At 39.0% G+C, this 14,061-nt stretch carries 18 protein-coding genes; 14 read left to right on the top strand and 4 right to left on the bottom strand.

Going from position 1 to position 14,061, the window contains the following annotated elements:
* Window positions 1-6 precede the first annotated feature (6 nt).
* Window positions 7-282: a hypothetical protein gene (locus tag AC5YDM_RS05695; RefSeq protein WP_496151144.1), complete on the bottom strand. Its 276-nt coding sequence runs from the start codon at window positions 280-282 to the stop codon at window positions 7-9.
* A 276-nt stretch (window positions 283-558) separates the two neighbouring features.
* Entirely contained in the window at window positions 559-813 is a 255-nt protein-coding gene (locus AC5YDM_RS05690; protein ID WP_496151143.1) for a hypothetical protein, read from the bottom strand.
* Between the two features lie 200 nt (window positions 814-1,013).
* On the opposite strand from AC5YDM_RS05690, the gene rdgB reads away from it, so the two are divergent.
* Entirely contained in the window at window positions 1,014-1,640 is a 627-nt protein-coding gene (rdgB, locus tag AC5YDM_RS05685) for an RdgB/HAM1 family non-canonical purine NTP pyrophosphatase (RefSeq protein WP_496151142.1), read from the top strand.
* Window positions 1,641-1,681: 41 nt separating this feature from the next.
* Here the strand turns inward: rdgB and AC5YDM_RS05680 are convergent, their stop codons facing one another.
* On the bottom strand, window positions 1,682-2,560 hold the full coding sequence (locus AC5YDM_RS05680; protein WP_496151249.1) for an AEC family transporter: 879 nt from the start codon (window positions 2,558-2,560) through the stop codon (window positions 1,682-1,684).
* Between the two features lie 200 nt (window positions 2,561-2,760).
* On the opposite strand from AC5YDM_RS05680, the gene AC5YDM_RS05675 reads away from it, so the two are divergent.
* The 4 genes from AC5YDM_RS05675 (at window position 2,761) to AC5YDM_RS05660 (ending at window position 6,661) form a co-directional block, all read left to right on the top strand.
* Complete coding sequence (locus AC5YDM_RS05675; RefSeq protein WP_496151141.1) at window positions 2,761-2,988, top strand: Sec-independent protein translocase subunit TatA; 228 nt, start codon at window positions 2,761-2,763, stop codon at window positions 2,986-2,988.
* A 9-nt stretch (window positions 2,989-2,997) separates the two neighbouring features.
* Window positions 2,998-3,432 carry a Sec-independent protein translocase protein TatB gene (gene tatB, locus AC5YDM_RS05670; protein ID WP_496151140.1) on the top strand — a complete coding sequence of 145 codons (435 nt, stop codon included), beginning with the start codon at window positions 2,998-3,000 and terminating at the stop codon, window positions 3,430-3,432.
* Window positions 3,429-4,205 (top strand): twin-arginine translocase subunit TatC, encoded by a 777-nt coding sequence (gene tatC, locus AC5YDM_RS05665; RefSeq protein ID WP_496151139.1) that lies wholly within the window; start codon window positions 3,429-3,431, stop codon window positions 4,203-4,205. Before tatB ends, tatC begins: the two co-directional genes overlap by 4 nt.
* A gap of 218 nt (window positions 4,206-4,423) precedes the next feature.
* Window positions 4,424-6,661 (top strand): PhoX family protein, encoded by a 2,238-nt coding sequence (locus AC5YDM_RS05660; protein WP_496151138.1) that lies wholly within the window; start codon window positions 4,424-4,426, stop codon window positions 6,659-6,661.
* Between the two features lie 73 nt (window positions 6,662-6,734).
* On the opposite strand, the gene AC5YDM_RS05655 is transcribed toward AC5YDM_RS05660, so the two are convergent.
* Window positions 6,735-7,514, bottom strand: a complete 780-nt coding sequence (locus tag AC5YDM_RS05655; protein WP_496151137.1) for an NRDE family protein — start codon at window positions 7,512-7,514, stop codon at window positions 6,735-6,737.
* 93 nt (window positions 7,515-7,607) lie between these two features.
* Here AC5YDM_RS05655 and lgt point away from each other — a divergent pair, with 93 nt between their 5' ends.
* The 9 genes from lgt to msrA all read left to right on the top strand — a co-directional run bounded on the left by lgt (window position 7,608) and on the right by msrA (window position 14,024).
* Window positions 7,608-8,420, top strand: a complete 813-nt coding sequence (gene lgt, locus AC5YDM_RS05650; protein WP_496151136.1) for a prolipoprotein diacylglyceryl transferase — start codon at window positions 7,608-7,610, stop codon at window positions 8,418-8,420.
* A gap of 189 nt (window positions 8,421-8,609) precedes the next feature.
* Window positions 8,610-8,996, top strand: coding sequence for a hypothetical protein (locus AC5YDM_RS05645; RefSeq protein WP_496151135.1), 387 nt, complete (start codon window positions 8,610-8,612; stop codon window positions 8,994-8,996).
* Window positions 8,993-9,358, top strand: coding sequence for a hypothetical protein (locus AC5YDM_RS05640; protein ID WP_496151134.1), 366 nt, complete (start codon window positions 8,993-8,995; stop codon window positions 9,356-9,358). Before AC5YDM_RS05645 ends, AC5YDM_RS05640 begins: the two co-directional genes overlap by 4 nt.
* 145 nt (window positions 9,359-9,503) lie before the next feature.
* The gene (locus AC5YDM_RS05635; RefSeq protein WP_496151133.1) at window positions 9,504-9,995 is read left to right on the top strand and encodes a lipocalin family protein; all 492 of its coding nucleotides are present in this window, start codon (window positions 9,504-9,506) and stop codon (window positions 9,993-9,995) included.
* Window positions 9,996-10,245: 250 nt separating this feature from the next.
* Window positions 10,246-11,088, top strand: coding sequence for a thymidylate synthase (gene thyA / locus AC5YDM_RS05630; RefSeq protein WP_496151132.1), 843 nt, complete (start codon window positions 10,246-10,248; stop codon window positions 11,086-11,088).
* 118 nt (window positions 11,089-11,206) lie between these two features.
* Window positions 11,207-11,719, top strand: a complete 513-nt coding sequence (locus tag AC5YDM_RS05625) for a dihydrofolate reductase (RefSeq protein ID WP_496151131.1) — start codon at window positions 11,207-11,209, stop codon at window positions 11,717-11,719.
* A 28-nt stretch (window positions 11,720-11,747) separates the two neighbouring features.
* Window positions 11,748-12,818, top strand: a complete 1,071-nt coding sequence (locus AC5YDM_RS05620; protein WP_496151130.1) for an Lnb N-terminal periplasmic domain-containing protein — start codon at window positions 11,748-11,750, stop codon at window positions 12,816-12,818.
* 125 nt (window positions 12,819-12,943) lie between these two features.
* Window positions 12,944-13,399 carry an META domain-containing protein gene (locus AC5YDM_RS05615; protein WP_496151129.1) on the top strand — a complete coding sequence of 152 codons (456 nt, stop codon included), beginning with the start codon at window positions 12,944-12,946 and terminating at the stop codon, window positions 13,397-13,399.
* A 103-nt stretch (window positions 13,400-13,502) separates the two neighbouring features.
* A complete protein-coding gene (gene msrA / locus AC5YDM_RS05610; protein ID WP_496151128.1) occupies window positions 13,503-14,024 on the top strand; it encodes a peptide-methionine (S)-S-oxide reductase MsrA in 522 nt (173 codons plus the stop codon).
* Window positions 14,025-14,061: the final 37 nt, after the last annotated feature.

Below are 14,061 nucleotides of genomic sequence, written 5' to 3'. Positions count from 1 at the left end.
CTTCATCTATACCATAGGGATGCCAGCTTTTTTGCAATCTTGATCCTCAATGATTTTCCATTTGTCTGCTTCAGTTTGATTATTCGCCTGAGTATAAGCAGCGGTCACCATACCTGCATAAACACAAATTTCAATTTTATCATCAGTTTTTTTGATATTTTCATACTGAGCAATCGCATCTTTAATCACTTGCTGATGAATATCTTGCAGCTCTTTTTCTTCAGGACTGGTACACCCAGTTAGCATCACTACTGAGACCATAAGACTTAAATAAATTTTCACGTAATAACCTATAATTCTTGTAATCAATTAATTGTAATCAATCCGTATCATAAATTCGGAATAACTATTTTTTCTAAATTTTTATCTCTTTAAATCATACCGATTTGAATCATAATGATCTAAACGGCACTCATTTTATTGAACATTATTCTTGGTATTCAGCATACATCAAATTAGCTAGGCTAATCCTAAATTGCTGAAAATAAATACTGAAAGATACCGCTTCAATCTAAAAGTTTAAATATCAAAAGATAAAAGAATTAAAACTGAATTCGATTAATGAATTAGAACATCGATAATCGGCTGATAAATACGCTTATCCCAATAGGTTTCATCGCGTTGTTCTAAACATTGCAATAAATACTGCTTCGCTTCAGAGCTCACTACCAGCTGACAAATGACTTGTGATTGCTGTTTTAGCTCTTGCTGAGATAATGCTGAATCACAAGCAAGCTCAATTAATAATTGCTCTACATGCTCAATAATATAAAGCTGATTACGGTCCATCAGGTGGGTATCATTCATATCCATAAAATCGACCTATTTTCTCATCATTATTGAAGCACTGCCCATAGTTAAATCTACCAAATATATTTAATTTTCAGCAGTCTATTTTAATTTATTTTTGAGAATTGCAACCCATTATTCTCAATCTTTAAAGTCGTAATCGTCATATTCAGAAAGCTCGAAATTCAGTTAGAATGAACTTTTAAAATTTTAGAGTTTTCAACATGTCTGCACAAGATTGGCTGTCTCAAGGCACATTGGTTTTAGCCAGTAATAACAAAGGTAAAATCGCCGAATTCGAAAAGCTTTTTGCAGAGTTCAACCTTCCTGTAGATGTGATTCCACAAGGTCAGTTGAACATTGAAGATGCGATTGAAGATGGTTTAAGTTTTGTTGAAAATGCCATTATTAAAGCACGCCATGCCTCTAAAATTTCAGGTAAACCAGCAATTGCTGATGACTCTGGCATTTGCGTGCCTGCTCTAGGTGGAGCGCCGGGTATTTATTCAGCACGTTATGCAGGTGAACACGGAGATGATGCTGCGAATAATCAAAAGCTATTGGCAGATTTAAAACCTTTACGCAAGAATGGTGAACCGATTGAAGGTATGTTCGTCTGTGTTCTTGCGCTTGTTGAACACGCTAAAGATCCACTCCCACAAATTTTCCAAGGCATTTGGACAGGCGAAGTTTTAGAACAGGCTCGTGGTGAAAATGGCTTTGGCTATGATCCTTTGTTTTGGCTTCCTGAGCTGAATATTTCCAGTGCTGAAATGTCAAAAGAAGAGAAAAACAAAATTAGCCATCGTGGACAAGCTATGCAGTTGTTCAAAGCAAGTTTAGCGAAATAATGTGCTTTTAAAGCTTTTCTATATGCTAAATATGGAAGAACTTAAAACTTGAATATGGCATTGACTACAATGCCATATAAACCAATAAAGAGAATACTCACCACCGTACCAGAAGCAATATATCGAGCCGACTCCCCTGTGCCTCGATAATGCGTCTCAAGGGCTACAATATTTGCAGCAGGCGGCAATAAGAAAAACATCAGCATCACTGCAAAAGTCATGAGATCTTTCGGTATAGGAAATAGATAAATAGCAATGATGCAAAAGGCAGTGCCCAAACACAGTTTTTGAATGGTAGTCGATACACTTTGAATTAAGTCAGCTCGTTTAATTTTTACATGACTGAGCCACATGCCCAAAATACACATGCCGGTGAACGTCATCAGCCACTTATCCCATTGATAAACAGACTGAACGATTACATGATTTTGATAAGCTGAAAAATCCCACAATGAAAGTACAGCAGCAATACCAAGCGCAACCACAGGTGGTGATAAACTCACTTTTTTTATTATTTCTTGTAGCGATTGAGGATTAGGACTCAGCGCTGTCACCGCACAAATATTACCAAATATAGAGCCTCCGATATAAAGCGCAACCATCACACTACTTGCTTGCGAACCAAAGATTGCTAATGCAAAAGGAAATCCTAGCCAAGCCATATTGAGATAACTTAAACAAAGTGCTGTTAATTTATTTTTATAGAAATATTTGAAGATAAGATACATCAACAAGGAGCAACTAAAACTAAAAAAGATCAGCCAAATGCTTCCCTGCTGATAAAAAACCATATTGTAAATAATCACAAATGGAATCAGAACTTTCGCAAGAATCATCGCGAAAAATGCTCGGAATCGAGTGAGCTTTCGAACAGCGAAAAAGCCAATCAAAAAAGAGATTAAAGGAAGTAGAAGTACCATGCTAATGATGCGATTCGCAATCAAAGTTGAAAAGTATGCTAACACAGCCTAATAAAAAGCACCCCAAAATGATGGCACCAAATATGCAAAAATTAAATTACACTAAACATACAATATCGTTAAATTGAAATATTAACTTCAACTGAATGTCACATTTAGCTGTTCAAATCAATGATTATAAATTTTATGAGTAATTGATCATGGCTGGACTTTCAATTTGGCACGTTCTAATTTTTGCGATCGTTGTGTTACTTCTTTTTGGTACAGCTAAACTTAAAAACTTAGGCAAAGATGTCGGTGGTGCAGTGAAAGACTTTAAAAAGTCAATTAAAGATGATGATGCCCCCCCTACAGCGCAGCTGAAAGAACCACGTACGCTTGATCATGACCAAACGCGCACTGATCAGCAAACCACGATCAAAAGCTAAGAGACGGACATGCTCAATATTGGAATGACTGAGCTATTGATCTTCGGGATCATAGCACTCTTAGTTTTAGGACCAGATAAGCTACCTGAAGCTGTACGCTTCGTTGGCAAATGGTATGGCAAAGTCACTAGGACTGTGAGCAATCTTCAAAATGACTTTGACCGTGAGTTACGTCTCTCAGAACTGCGAGAACAAATGCAATCTGAGATGAAACGTATCCAAGAACTTGAAGCCAAAATGCAAGCACAGATGTCAAATTTGCAGAAACCAATAGAAACAATGCCCTCTGATTTGCCCCCAAAGCAGACCTTACAGGCTTTGAACTATCAGCTTATTCAGGTATCTCATCCCAAAAACTATGTCATGCATCCAAATAAAATTACCATGCCGACTCCACAACCATATTTAGATAATAAATATACAGAAATGAAGGTGGCAGTATGAGTTCATTGCCAACAACGCAATCATCGAATGATACTGATCCCATTCAACTCGATGAGATGCCAATCACCAAACATTTGGTGATTTTACGTAAGCACTTGTTCAAAATAGTCGGCATTTTGATTGCACTATTCTTCTGTTTACTACCCTTTGCCAATCAAACCTATCAGTTATTGTCTGCACCACTTAGAGCCCAACTTCCCGCTGCATCGACCATGATCGCAACGGATGTGACTGCCACTTTTATGGCACCATTTAAGTTAAACTTTTTTGTAGCACTGATGATCGCAATGCCGTTTATTCTTTATCAGCTTTGGTCTTTTGTAAAACCAGCTTTATATGAAAAAGAAAAGAATCTTGCGATGCCATTATTAATTGGCAGTATTGTGCTGTTCTATACAGGCATCAGCTTTGCATATTTTGTAGCACTGCCATCAATTCTACATTTCTTTATCAGCGTAGCGCCTGAAACTGTTGCACCAATGACCGATATTAATAGCTATCTCAGTTTCTGTTTAAAGCTATTCCTAGTCTTTGGCTTTACCTTTGAAATCCCAATTATTACGTTAGTATTAATTTTGATTGGCGTAGTTTCTACTCAAGCCTTAGTTGAAAAACGTCGCTTTATTATTGTGGGTTGTTTTTTTGTCTCGATGTTTGTAACACCACCCGATGCACTATCAATGATTATGTTAGCCATCCCTATGTGGATGCTATTTGAACTTGGTTTATTTGCAGGAAAAATGATAGAAAAAAGAAGAGCGACTAATAACTAAAATTTAGTTCTCGATAATTTTTTATTACAACTTAATTAGTGACTTACAATCTTTAAATTCAGCAATAAGGGCGATTTTTATCGCCTTTATTTTATTAGATGCATTAAAAATATTATTTAATTTTATTGAAATATTTCCTTCACCTATTTGTCATGCAGACTGATTACTTTGTTATCAACTTTCTAAAAACGACCAAGCAAGAACGCTAGGAAAAGATGATGACTGATTTAACTCCATTCAATGATGATTACGATAGCAACAATTCTGGTAATGCTGAATTTGTAGATATCTTCAATAAAAATATTACACGTCGTGACCTTATTACTAAAACAGCAGGTGGTGCAGCAGCAATTACATTAGCAGCCTCTTTAACAGGCTGTGGAGATGACAATGACTCTCCAAATACTACTCCACCTACGACACCCGATCACAATAAAACACCTGCTTCACTTAAATTTAAAACTGTAGATAAAAATATACGTGACCAATTCACTGTCCCTGAAGGCTATGAAGCTCGTATTCTGTATGCTCTAGGTGATCCGATTTCTGAAGGTTTAAGTGAATGGAATGAGAGTCAAATTCCAACAGGTGCATCTTTTCTGCGTCGTTCAGGTGAATGCCATGATGGCATGACCTATTTTGGTATGACTAACAGTCGATTTGATGCCAATCAGTCTGCTACAGGTTTACTGGTGATGAACCACGAATATGTCGATGACAAGACTGTGCTACATCCCGTTGTTAATACGATAGGCGATGCCGTTCGCTCAGAAGATGAAGCATTACGCGAGATTAACTGTCACGGTGTTTCAATCATTGAAGTGCATAAAAACAATATGACACAGTTGATGAATATCAATAAAGCGTCTGTATTCAACCGAAGAATTACAGCAGCATCTCGTATTCATTTTGCAGGGCCTGTGAAAGGTAATAACCTACTTAAAACCAAGATTAGTCCAAATGGTGATTTTACTTTAGGGACGATCAATAACTGTGGTAATGGTTATACACCTTGGGGCACATACTTAACCACTGAGGAAAATTTTAATCAATATTTCTCACGTGATGATACAAACCGCGATAACAATGCTTTGGAATCTTTGGCACGTTATAAAATCCCTTCAAACAGCTCGTATAAATGGCACACTGTAAAAGCCACTGAAGACTCACGTACCGCTGATATTCAGGGTCTTGCCATTCAAGACGTTTATGACCGTTGGTTAACCAAAGTTTCAGGTGCAACGGGTGCTGAAGACTTCCGTAACTCAACCAATACCTTTGGTTGGATCGTTGAAATTGACCCATTTGATAACCGTGAATATCCTGTTAAACGTACTGCTTTAGGTCGCTTTGCCCACGAAGACTGCCGTGTAAGCCGAGCGATTCCAGGTCAACCTCTTGCCTTCTATATGGGCGATGACTCACAAGGCGAATATATTTACAAATTTGTATCCGATGCAAAATGGGATCCAAAAGATAACAATGCCGGCTACAAAGCAGGTGATAAATATATGAACTCAGGCAAACTCTATGTGGCTAAGTTCAACTTTAACGATGCGACACAAAAGAGTTCGGGTGAATGGATTGAATTGAACATTAACAATCCACAGATCGCAGCTTATGCAAAATACAAATTTGCAGATCAAGGCGATGTACTGATCAATGCACGTCTAGCAGGTGATGCTGTGGGTGCAACCAAAATGGATCGTCCTGAATGGGTTGCAGTCAATCCGAAAAATGGTGAAGTTTATGTCACGTTGACCAATAACTCTCAACGCGGAACAAATCATACGATTGATGCAGCCAATCCACGTAGCTATTTTGACAATGACAAAGGTGGTGCGGATAAAGGCAACATCAACGGTCATATCATTCGCTTCCGTGAAACAGGTGATACCGTTACTGCGCTGAATTTCGTTTGGGATATTTTCCTGTTTGGTGCAGAAGCGGACTCCCTGCCGAACGTTAACTTATCGAGCTTAAGCAATAACAACGACTTCTCAAGCCCAGATGGCATGTGGTTTGACCCACGTGGCGTATTGTGGATTCAAACCGATGATGGCGCCTATACCGATGAGACCAACTGCATGATGCTTGCAGCACTCCCAGGTAGCATTGGTGATGGTAAAATCAATAGTGCAAAAGCTGGTGCTGGGTCTCAATTAACCCCAACGGGTGCTGTGCTTGACGATACAAAATTACGTCGCTTCTTAACAGGTCCTGCAGGATGTGAAATCACGGGCGTGACCATGACACCTGATTACAAAGCGATCTTTGTCAATGTTCAACATCCAGGTGGCGTATGGCCATCGAATCACCCAACAGGGTTGAACTTAAGTAAAGGGATCAGTCCAACCCGTCCACGCTCAGCAACAGTTGTGATTACCCGTAAAGACGGTGGTACGATTGCAGGTGAAGCACTTGAAGAATCAAACCAACCAAAAACAGTTTCATGATTCGACCCTAATCCTGTTTTAAACCCTAAAAAGTTTAAAACCCCAAAAGTGCCGACAATGTTGTCGGCATTTTTTATTGAATGCCTATCTCCATTTCTAGAACTGTACCCTGCACTTCACCTTGTTGCGTTTTTTCAAGCCATGTCCAATTCTCGTTCTTCATCATCAGTAAATTTGAACATCGTGTGCCATAGATGGGACTCTGAATAAAAGTGGAAGACAGCAATTCTTCCATCTCCTCGGCTATACCTGTACTTGGCAGTAAGGCTTTACTTATTTTTCGTTCATCTTGCAAAATATCCCATGCTGCAAATTCAATCTCTTCACGAGATGTTGAACTGATTTGCAACATCGGTAAAAATTCTTGGGTAAAGCGCTTTCTTAAATGTTTGGTTTTTTCCCAATGCTCGGTCATGAGGCCATTTGAGGTGACATACACGCCTTTTGCCAAGACTTGAGGTGCTTCACCACGATTGCTCATATACACCGCTTGATCACGATCCCCAATAAATAAATTAAAACCTGCATAGTCACATTGCGTGGCTTCAATTTTCTGAGCAAAGCGAATCGGTGCTAAATCAGATTCTAAAAACTGTTGAATCAAATGCCCACGTGAAGTGGGATAGCTTTTCTTGTCTTGCCCATCTCTAAAATTAGTCACAACTGCCCAACGACCTGTTTTAGTTACCCCCATCCATGTACCACCCGATTGCAAATCCTGTCCTGCAATAATCGGACTGTGCGCCCATGCATGAATCTGAGATGTTGGTCGTTGGTAAAACTCATCACGATTGGAAATCAAACACAGTGGTATATCATCCAAAACGTGCCACGCCAGCGCTACGATACACATAGTTGATTCTCTTTAAGATTACACACTGAATGTACAACATTTTTTATATCTTTCAGCTAAAATCTGTTCAAAACACAATATCAAGGAACAGGAATGCTGACCTACCCATCTATTGATCCAGTGGCAATATCGCTGGGTCCACTGCAAGTCCATTGGTATGGACTGATGTATTTGCTCGCATTTTTATTTGCTTGGGGACTTGCGACTTACCGTGCTAAACAACGTGGTTGGACGCCTGACATGGTTTCTGACCTGATCTTCTATGGCGCCTTAGGTGTCGTGCTCGGTGGTCGTGTTGGTTATGTATTCTTTTATGGATTTGATCAGTTCCTCGCAAATCCACTGTGGTTGTTCCAAGTATGGACTGGGGGGATGAGTTTCCACGGCGGTTTCTTGGGTGTCATGATTGCCATGTTACTGTGGTGTAAAAAATACAAAATGACCTGGTTCCAAACGCTCGATTTTATCGCACCTTGTGTCCCTACAGGTCTAATGTTTGGACGTATTGGTAACTTTATTGGAGGTGAGTTGTATGGTCGTCAAGTTGCCGATCCTAACTTTGCTTGGGGCATGATTTTCCCGACCGATCCGCTTCAATTGGTTCGCCATCCTTCCCAGCTTTACCAAGCGCTGTGTGAAGGTCTCATTTTATTTATCGTGCTGTGGTGGTTCAGTTCTAAACCGCGTCCACGTTTTGCTGTATCGGCATTGTTCTTAATCGGTTACGGTATCGCACGCTTCGTAGTGGAATTCTTCCGTGAACCAGACAACGGACAACTCTTCATTGGTTGGATGAGTAAAGGTCAATTCTTGACAGTGCCAATGATTCTGATTGGTTTATGGATGCTGTGGTATGCCTACCAAAAGAAAATCTATGATTGGGGTCCGCTTAAAAATAATTCATAAGCAACGTCAAATCATTCTGTGATTTTAATTAAGCGAGGCTCATCCCTCGCTTTTTTTATGTGTTTTAAAATAACAATAAAGCATAAGGTTTAATGCAATACAGTGTCGTTTCCATAGCACTCTCACACTCAAATTACCGCTTCATTTATGCTAAAGTGACTATAAATTTATATCAGCCTCACATCTAATATGCTCGAATTTTGGTTTAATCCTCAAGTTTCTGTTATTCAAAAAGTGGCATTTTTTATTGCTGTGGCTACTGTCACAGCGATCCTGTATTGGATGGATCCTTTAGCACTTGAAGCGATTTTGATGTTTCTGGGCACAGGTGTCATTTTTCTCATTTGTCGTTACTGTAAAATAAACTTTGCAGCAACGCAGCCAACAGGATTACTGTATCGACTCCTGACATGGATTCCAATTGCCTTACTGCTTGCACTGATGTTTATGCATATGAAAAATGGTGAAATTCTTTTACCTGGCGCACAAGGTTTAGGCTTTATGGCATTAGCCATCTGTCTGTTTTCACCACTCTCTTTACTCAATCAAAACAACTCAGAGCATACTCAAAAATGATCTTGGATTTTTGGTATTCAGAACGTTGTACACGACAAATTAAGCTGATTACTTGTATCAGTACCTGTGTCATGATTTATCTCAGCACTCAAGCTGCTGAACTCTCCATCTGGTTTGTCGGTTTTGCACTTTTGATTGGTGTTAGTTTACATTTAACCCGTGAATGCATGCTAAAAATTAAAAGCCAAAATCCAAGTAATAAAGCGATTCAATGGCTCATCGTTGCACCCATTTTTGCACTCTTGCTCCTCATCCTGAGTCTTCCTGAAAGTCATCAGTTTTCTTTAGCACTCCAGAGTATCGGTTTTGCAGCATTAGGATTTTTTATCGTGACGCTTTATGAAAATAGAGCACCACGCTAAATCATTCAATCGCGTAAACAAATGAAAATAAATATGTATTTGTAAATATAGAGCAACGCTTTGCAACACAATTCCATCACTTCATTTCGATTCAAATCTCTATACTCAAATGACGTATCTAATGAAATCAGTTGGAGAAAGTACAATGAGTCAAGATTTAACGACCGTTTCAAATTTTAATTTAGAACAATATTTAGGTACTTGGTACGAAATTGCTCGTTTGCCCATGAAATATCAACCAGAAGACAGCACTGATATTTCGGCTGTATATAGCTTAAATGAAGATGGTAAAGTTCGCGTTCAAAACCGCTGTTTAGATAAAAATCAACAACTCGATGAATCTATTGGAGAAGCATCTATTGTTGATGCTGAAAATGCAAAACTAGAAGTCAGCTTTTTACCAGAAGGTTTCCGTTGGATTCCATTTACCAAAGGCGATTATTGGGTTTTAAAACTTGACTCAAACTATCAAACTGCATTGGTCGGTGAACCCAATCAAAAATATTTATGGATTCTGCACCGTCAACCGACTTTAGATGAAGCCACTAAACAAGAATTTCTAAGCTATGCTCAATCTATTGGTTATGATCTGACAGATTTGATTCATACTGTTCATACAGGTCAACCAACAGCATAATGCAAATTGAATCAAATAATTGAAAGAAAAGCATCCTTATTGGGTGCTTTTTTTATAGAAATTAAGCCTTTGATTATTTAAAAATGAGCGGCTATTCAAAAGCCCGTTCTTCAGACAAATCTCTTTAAACACATGTCTTCAAACCAATGTCTTAAAAATAATGTCAGATTAGTATAAACTGAGCCCAATGAAATTTATGATTGGATCCTTAGTCAAGCTATCCCATCACATCAAATGAATCAGGAAATTTATGAAAACGTATTTAGACCTACTACAACATATCCTCGACAATGGCGGCGATAAATCCGACCGTACAGGTACAGGTACACGTTCGGTATTTGGTCATCAAATGCGTTTTGATTTGTCGAAAGGTTTTCCTTTATTAACCACAAAAAAAGTTCATTTTCGCTCTATCGTGATTGAACTGTTATGGTTTTTAAAAGGTGATACCAATGTTCAGTACCTCAAAGACAATAAAGTCTCGATTTGGGATGAATGGTCTACCGCAGAACAGACCGCTCGTTTTGGACGTCCTGAAGGTGAACTTGGTCCTGTTTATGGTCATCAATGGCGTAACTTCGGTGCAACTAAAAAAGAAAATGGGTTGTATGAACAGGACGGTTTTGACCAAATTCAATGGTTAGTCAACGAAATCAAAACCAATCCGAATTCACGTCGCTTAATTGTGTCTGGTTGGAACCCAAATGAGGCTGGCAATGTTGCATTACCGCCTTGTCATACGCTATTCCAATTCTTTGTCCATAACGGCAAATTATCTTGTCAGCTCTATCAACGTAGTGCGGATGTATTCTTAGGCGTACCCTTTAACATCGCGAGTTATGCCCTTTTAACCCATATGATTGCACAAGTGTGTGGCTTAGAAGTTGGCGATTTTGTGTGGACTGGTGGTGATACTCACCTCTATGCGAACCATTTTGAACAAGCTCAGTTACAACTAAGCCGTGAACCGCTCGCACTGTGCCAACTTAAGCTTAATCCTGAAATTAAAGATTTGTTCGATTTCAAATTTGAAGATATTGAAATCATGGGTTATGAATCACATCCAGGCATCAAAGCACCTGTTGCGGTTTAAAGTCAGCATCTATTTTAAAATCCTCCATCATTGGAGGATTTTTTTAAAGGATTCGCTTGGCTTTCGATACAATAGCTATTGTGCAATTCATTTATTAAAGATCAATATTGAGTAAGTTATGGCATTTCAAAATTTAGAAGTCGTTCACGTGGTTGCAATGGATCAGAACAACTGCATTGGTAAAGGCAATGACTTACCATGGCACATCTCAGCTGATTTAAAACACTTCAAAGAAATCACCCAAGGCGGTGTGGTGATCATGGGACGTAAGACTCTAGAGTCGATGGGTCGTACTCTACCAAAGCGCGTTAACTGGATCATTACACGCGATACCTCTTGGTCATTTGAAGGTACAAAAGTCGCGTACACTATTGAAGATGCACTCACTCAAGCAGTTGCAGATGTAAAAGCATCTGAAAAACCTGAAAGTATTTTCATTATTGGTGGTGGTGAAATTTTTAAACAAACCATTTCAATTGCTGACCGTTTAGAACTCACTCACGTTGAACTCGATGTACAAGGTGATGCACATTACCCTGCTGTACCTGCTGAGTTTAAAAAGGTCGCTTCAGAACAACATTTAGACGACAAAACTGGGATTGCTTTCGAGTTCGCAACTTACCGAAAATAAGGCCTATACAGACTTAATAACAATACCTATGCACAACATTGGAAAGAAAGAATTTTTAACAGCGCTCGGTATGGGGTTACTCCACGTCGTCTTTAGTGCATTTGTGATTCTTTCTTCGATTTGGCTGTGCTTTGCAGTCTGGATTCAAGAACCATTGGGTTGGCTGTTTAGCCGTGTTCTTATTGGAATCTGGATTGCATTTGCCCTGAGTGTCCTCGGGATTTATATCAGCCAACATTTTTTCAGTCGCCGTAAAGACGTCATTATTTATATTATCGCCTTTATTCTGAGTCTATTTTGGTACTTCAGCCTTGAAGCTAAGCAAGACCGCCAATGGAACCCTGAAGTCGCTCAAGCACTGCATTACGAACGCCAAGGCGATGTAATCACCCTACACAATGTGCGTAATTTCAAATGGAATCCTGATGGCAGCTTTCAAGAAAACTGGGAAACTCGTCAATTCAATTTAAATGACATTCAAGGCGTCAATATCATCACTTCGTATTGGATGGGACCTCAAATCGCACACACTTTAGTGAGTTTTGATTTTGCCAATGCGAAACCTCTGACATTTTCAATTGAGATTAGAAAAGAAGCGACTGAAGACTTTTCAGCGATTGGTGGATTCTTTCGTCAGTTCGAACTCAGTTTAATCGCCTCCGATGAAAAAGATATCATTTACACCCGCTCTAATATTCGCGGTGAACAAGTCTATTTCTTCCCCATCAATATGGCGAAACCTGAGATGAAGGCGCTATTTGAAGAATATTTGTCAAAATCAGATGAACTTCGTAAGCAAGCAAAATGGTACAACACACTCACCAGTAACTGTACCACTTTGGTTTTTGACATGGTTCAAGCCGTTTCTAAACAACCTTTACCTTCTGATTATCGCTTATTGGCTTCAGGCTACCTACCGAACTATTTGAATGACTTAGGTGCAATCGATCAAAACTGGGATATGAAAACGTGGTATCAAAAAGCTCATGTGAATCCGAGAACCCAAGAATTTTCTAAATTTGAACATCAAAGCAGTGAAAACTATTCTCAAGTTTTAAGATATGGTTTACCGCAAAGTAACCCTGCTCTTGCACCATAGAGGCTCACAGTCGTTCTTCGATAAAAATGTAGCTAATTTGCAATTAAATGCATCATTATTCTAGAGATTTTTATTAATATTTGTTTATATAGATCAAACGAACACCAACAACATTGGGGAAAATCATGCTAAAAAAATTACTTACAACGAGTCTTATCGCAGTGGCTTTAACTACAGTAGGTTGTGCAACGACTCAGACAACAACAAAACAGCAAGAGACTTTGAATCAGCTCCAAAATAAAACGTGGATTTTGACACATATCGGCGCAACAGAATTTAAAACCGATCCTTCTGCACACAATGTCCCAAGTATCCAATTTGATGCTGCTACACAACGTGTGAGTGGCGCTGATGGCTGTAACCGCTTAATGGGTGCGTATGCCATCAATAAAGATAAAATCAGTTTAAGCCAACTCGCAGCTACACAAATGATGTGTATGAATACGACTGAGCTTGCAAATCAATATAATTCTGCACTTGCCAAAGTTGCAGGCTTCCAAGTGTATGACAAAACTTTACGTCTACTAGATGAACACGGCAATCCCGTACTCCAGTTTGAGAGTGTGATTCAACCGCGTTAATCTAAAGTCACTCCATACTGTTTAGAAGAGCATTTGGCATGCGCATTGCAATCATGCCATTTGCCCCAATATTAGAATGAGAAAATATCATTAGGGTTTAGTCATGCAACAGGCTTTATTTGGCGGTGGATGCTTCTGGTGTGTCGAAGCTGTATTCCTTCAACTCAAAGGCGTAAATAAAGTCGTGAGTGGCTACGCTGGGGGCAATACCTTACAGCCGACTTATGAAGATATTTGTACTGGAGAAACCAATCATGCCGAAGTGATCATGATTGATTTTGATGAATCTCAAATTAGTTTTGAACAATTGCTCAATGTTTTCTTTGCCATTCATGATCCAACGACTTTGAATCGTCAAGGTAACGATGTAGGTACACAATATCGCTCTGTAATTTATTATCTCAATGAAGAACAGCATCAACAATCTTTGAAAATGATTGAAGCATTGAAAGCGGATGGATTGAATATTGTGACTGAGCTTAGCCCTGTCCCGACCTTCTACGAAGCTGAGGAATATCATCAAAATTTCTTTGCACGCAATCCAAATCAAGGTTATTGCAACTTCTCGATTCCACCCAAGCTTAATAAGCTTCGTAGCGTATTTCAAAATCTACTGAAAGATTAAATTCGTTATTCTTAATATAAAAAAGCGACCACAATGG

This window comes from Acinetobacter sp. CY81, assembly GCF_059515925.1.
This window is presented reverse-complemented; position numbering and strand designations above follow the sequence as displayed.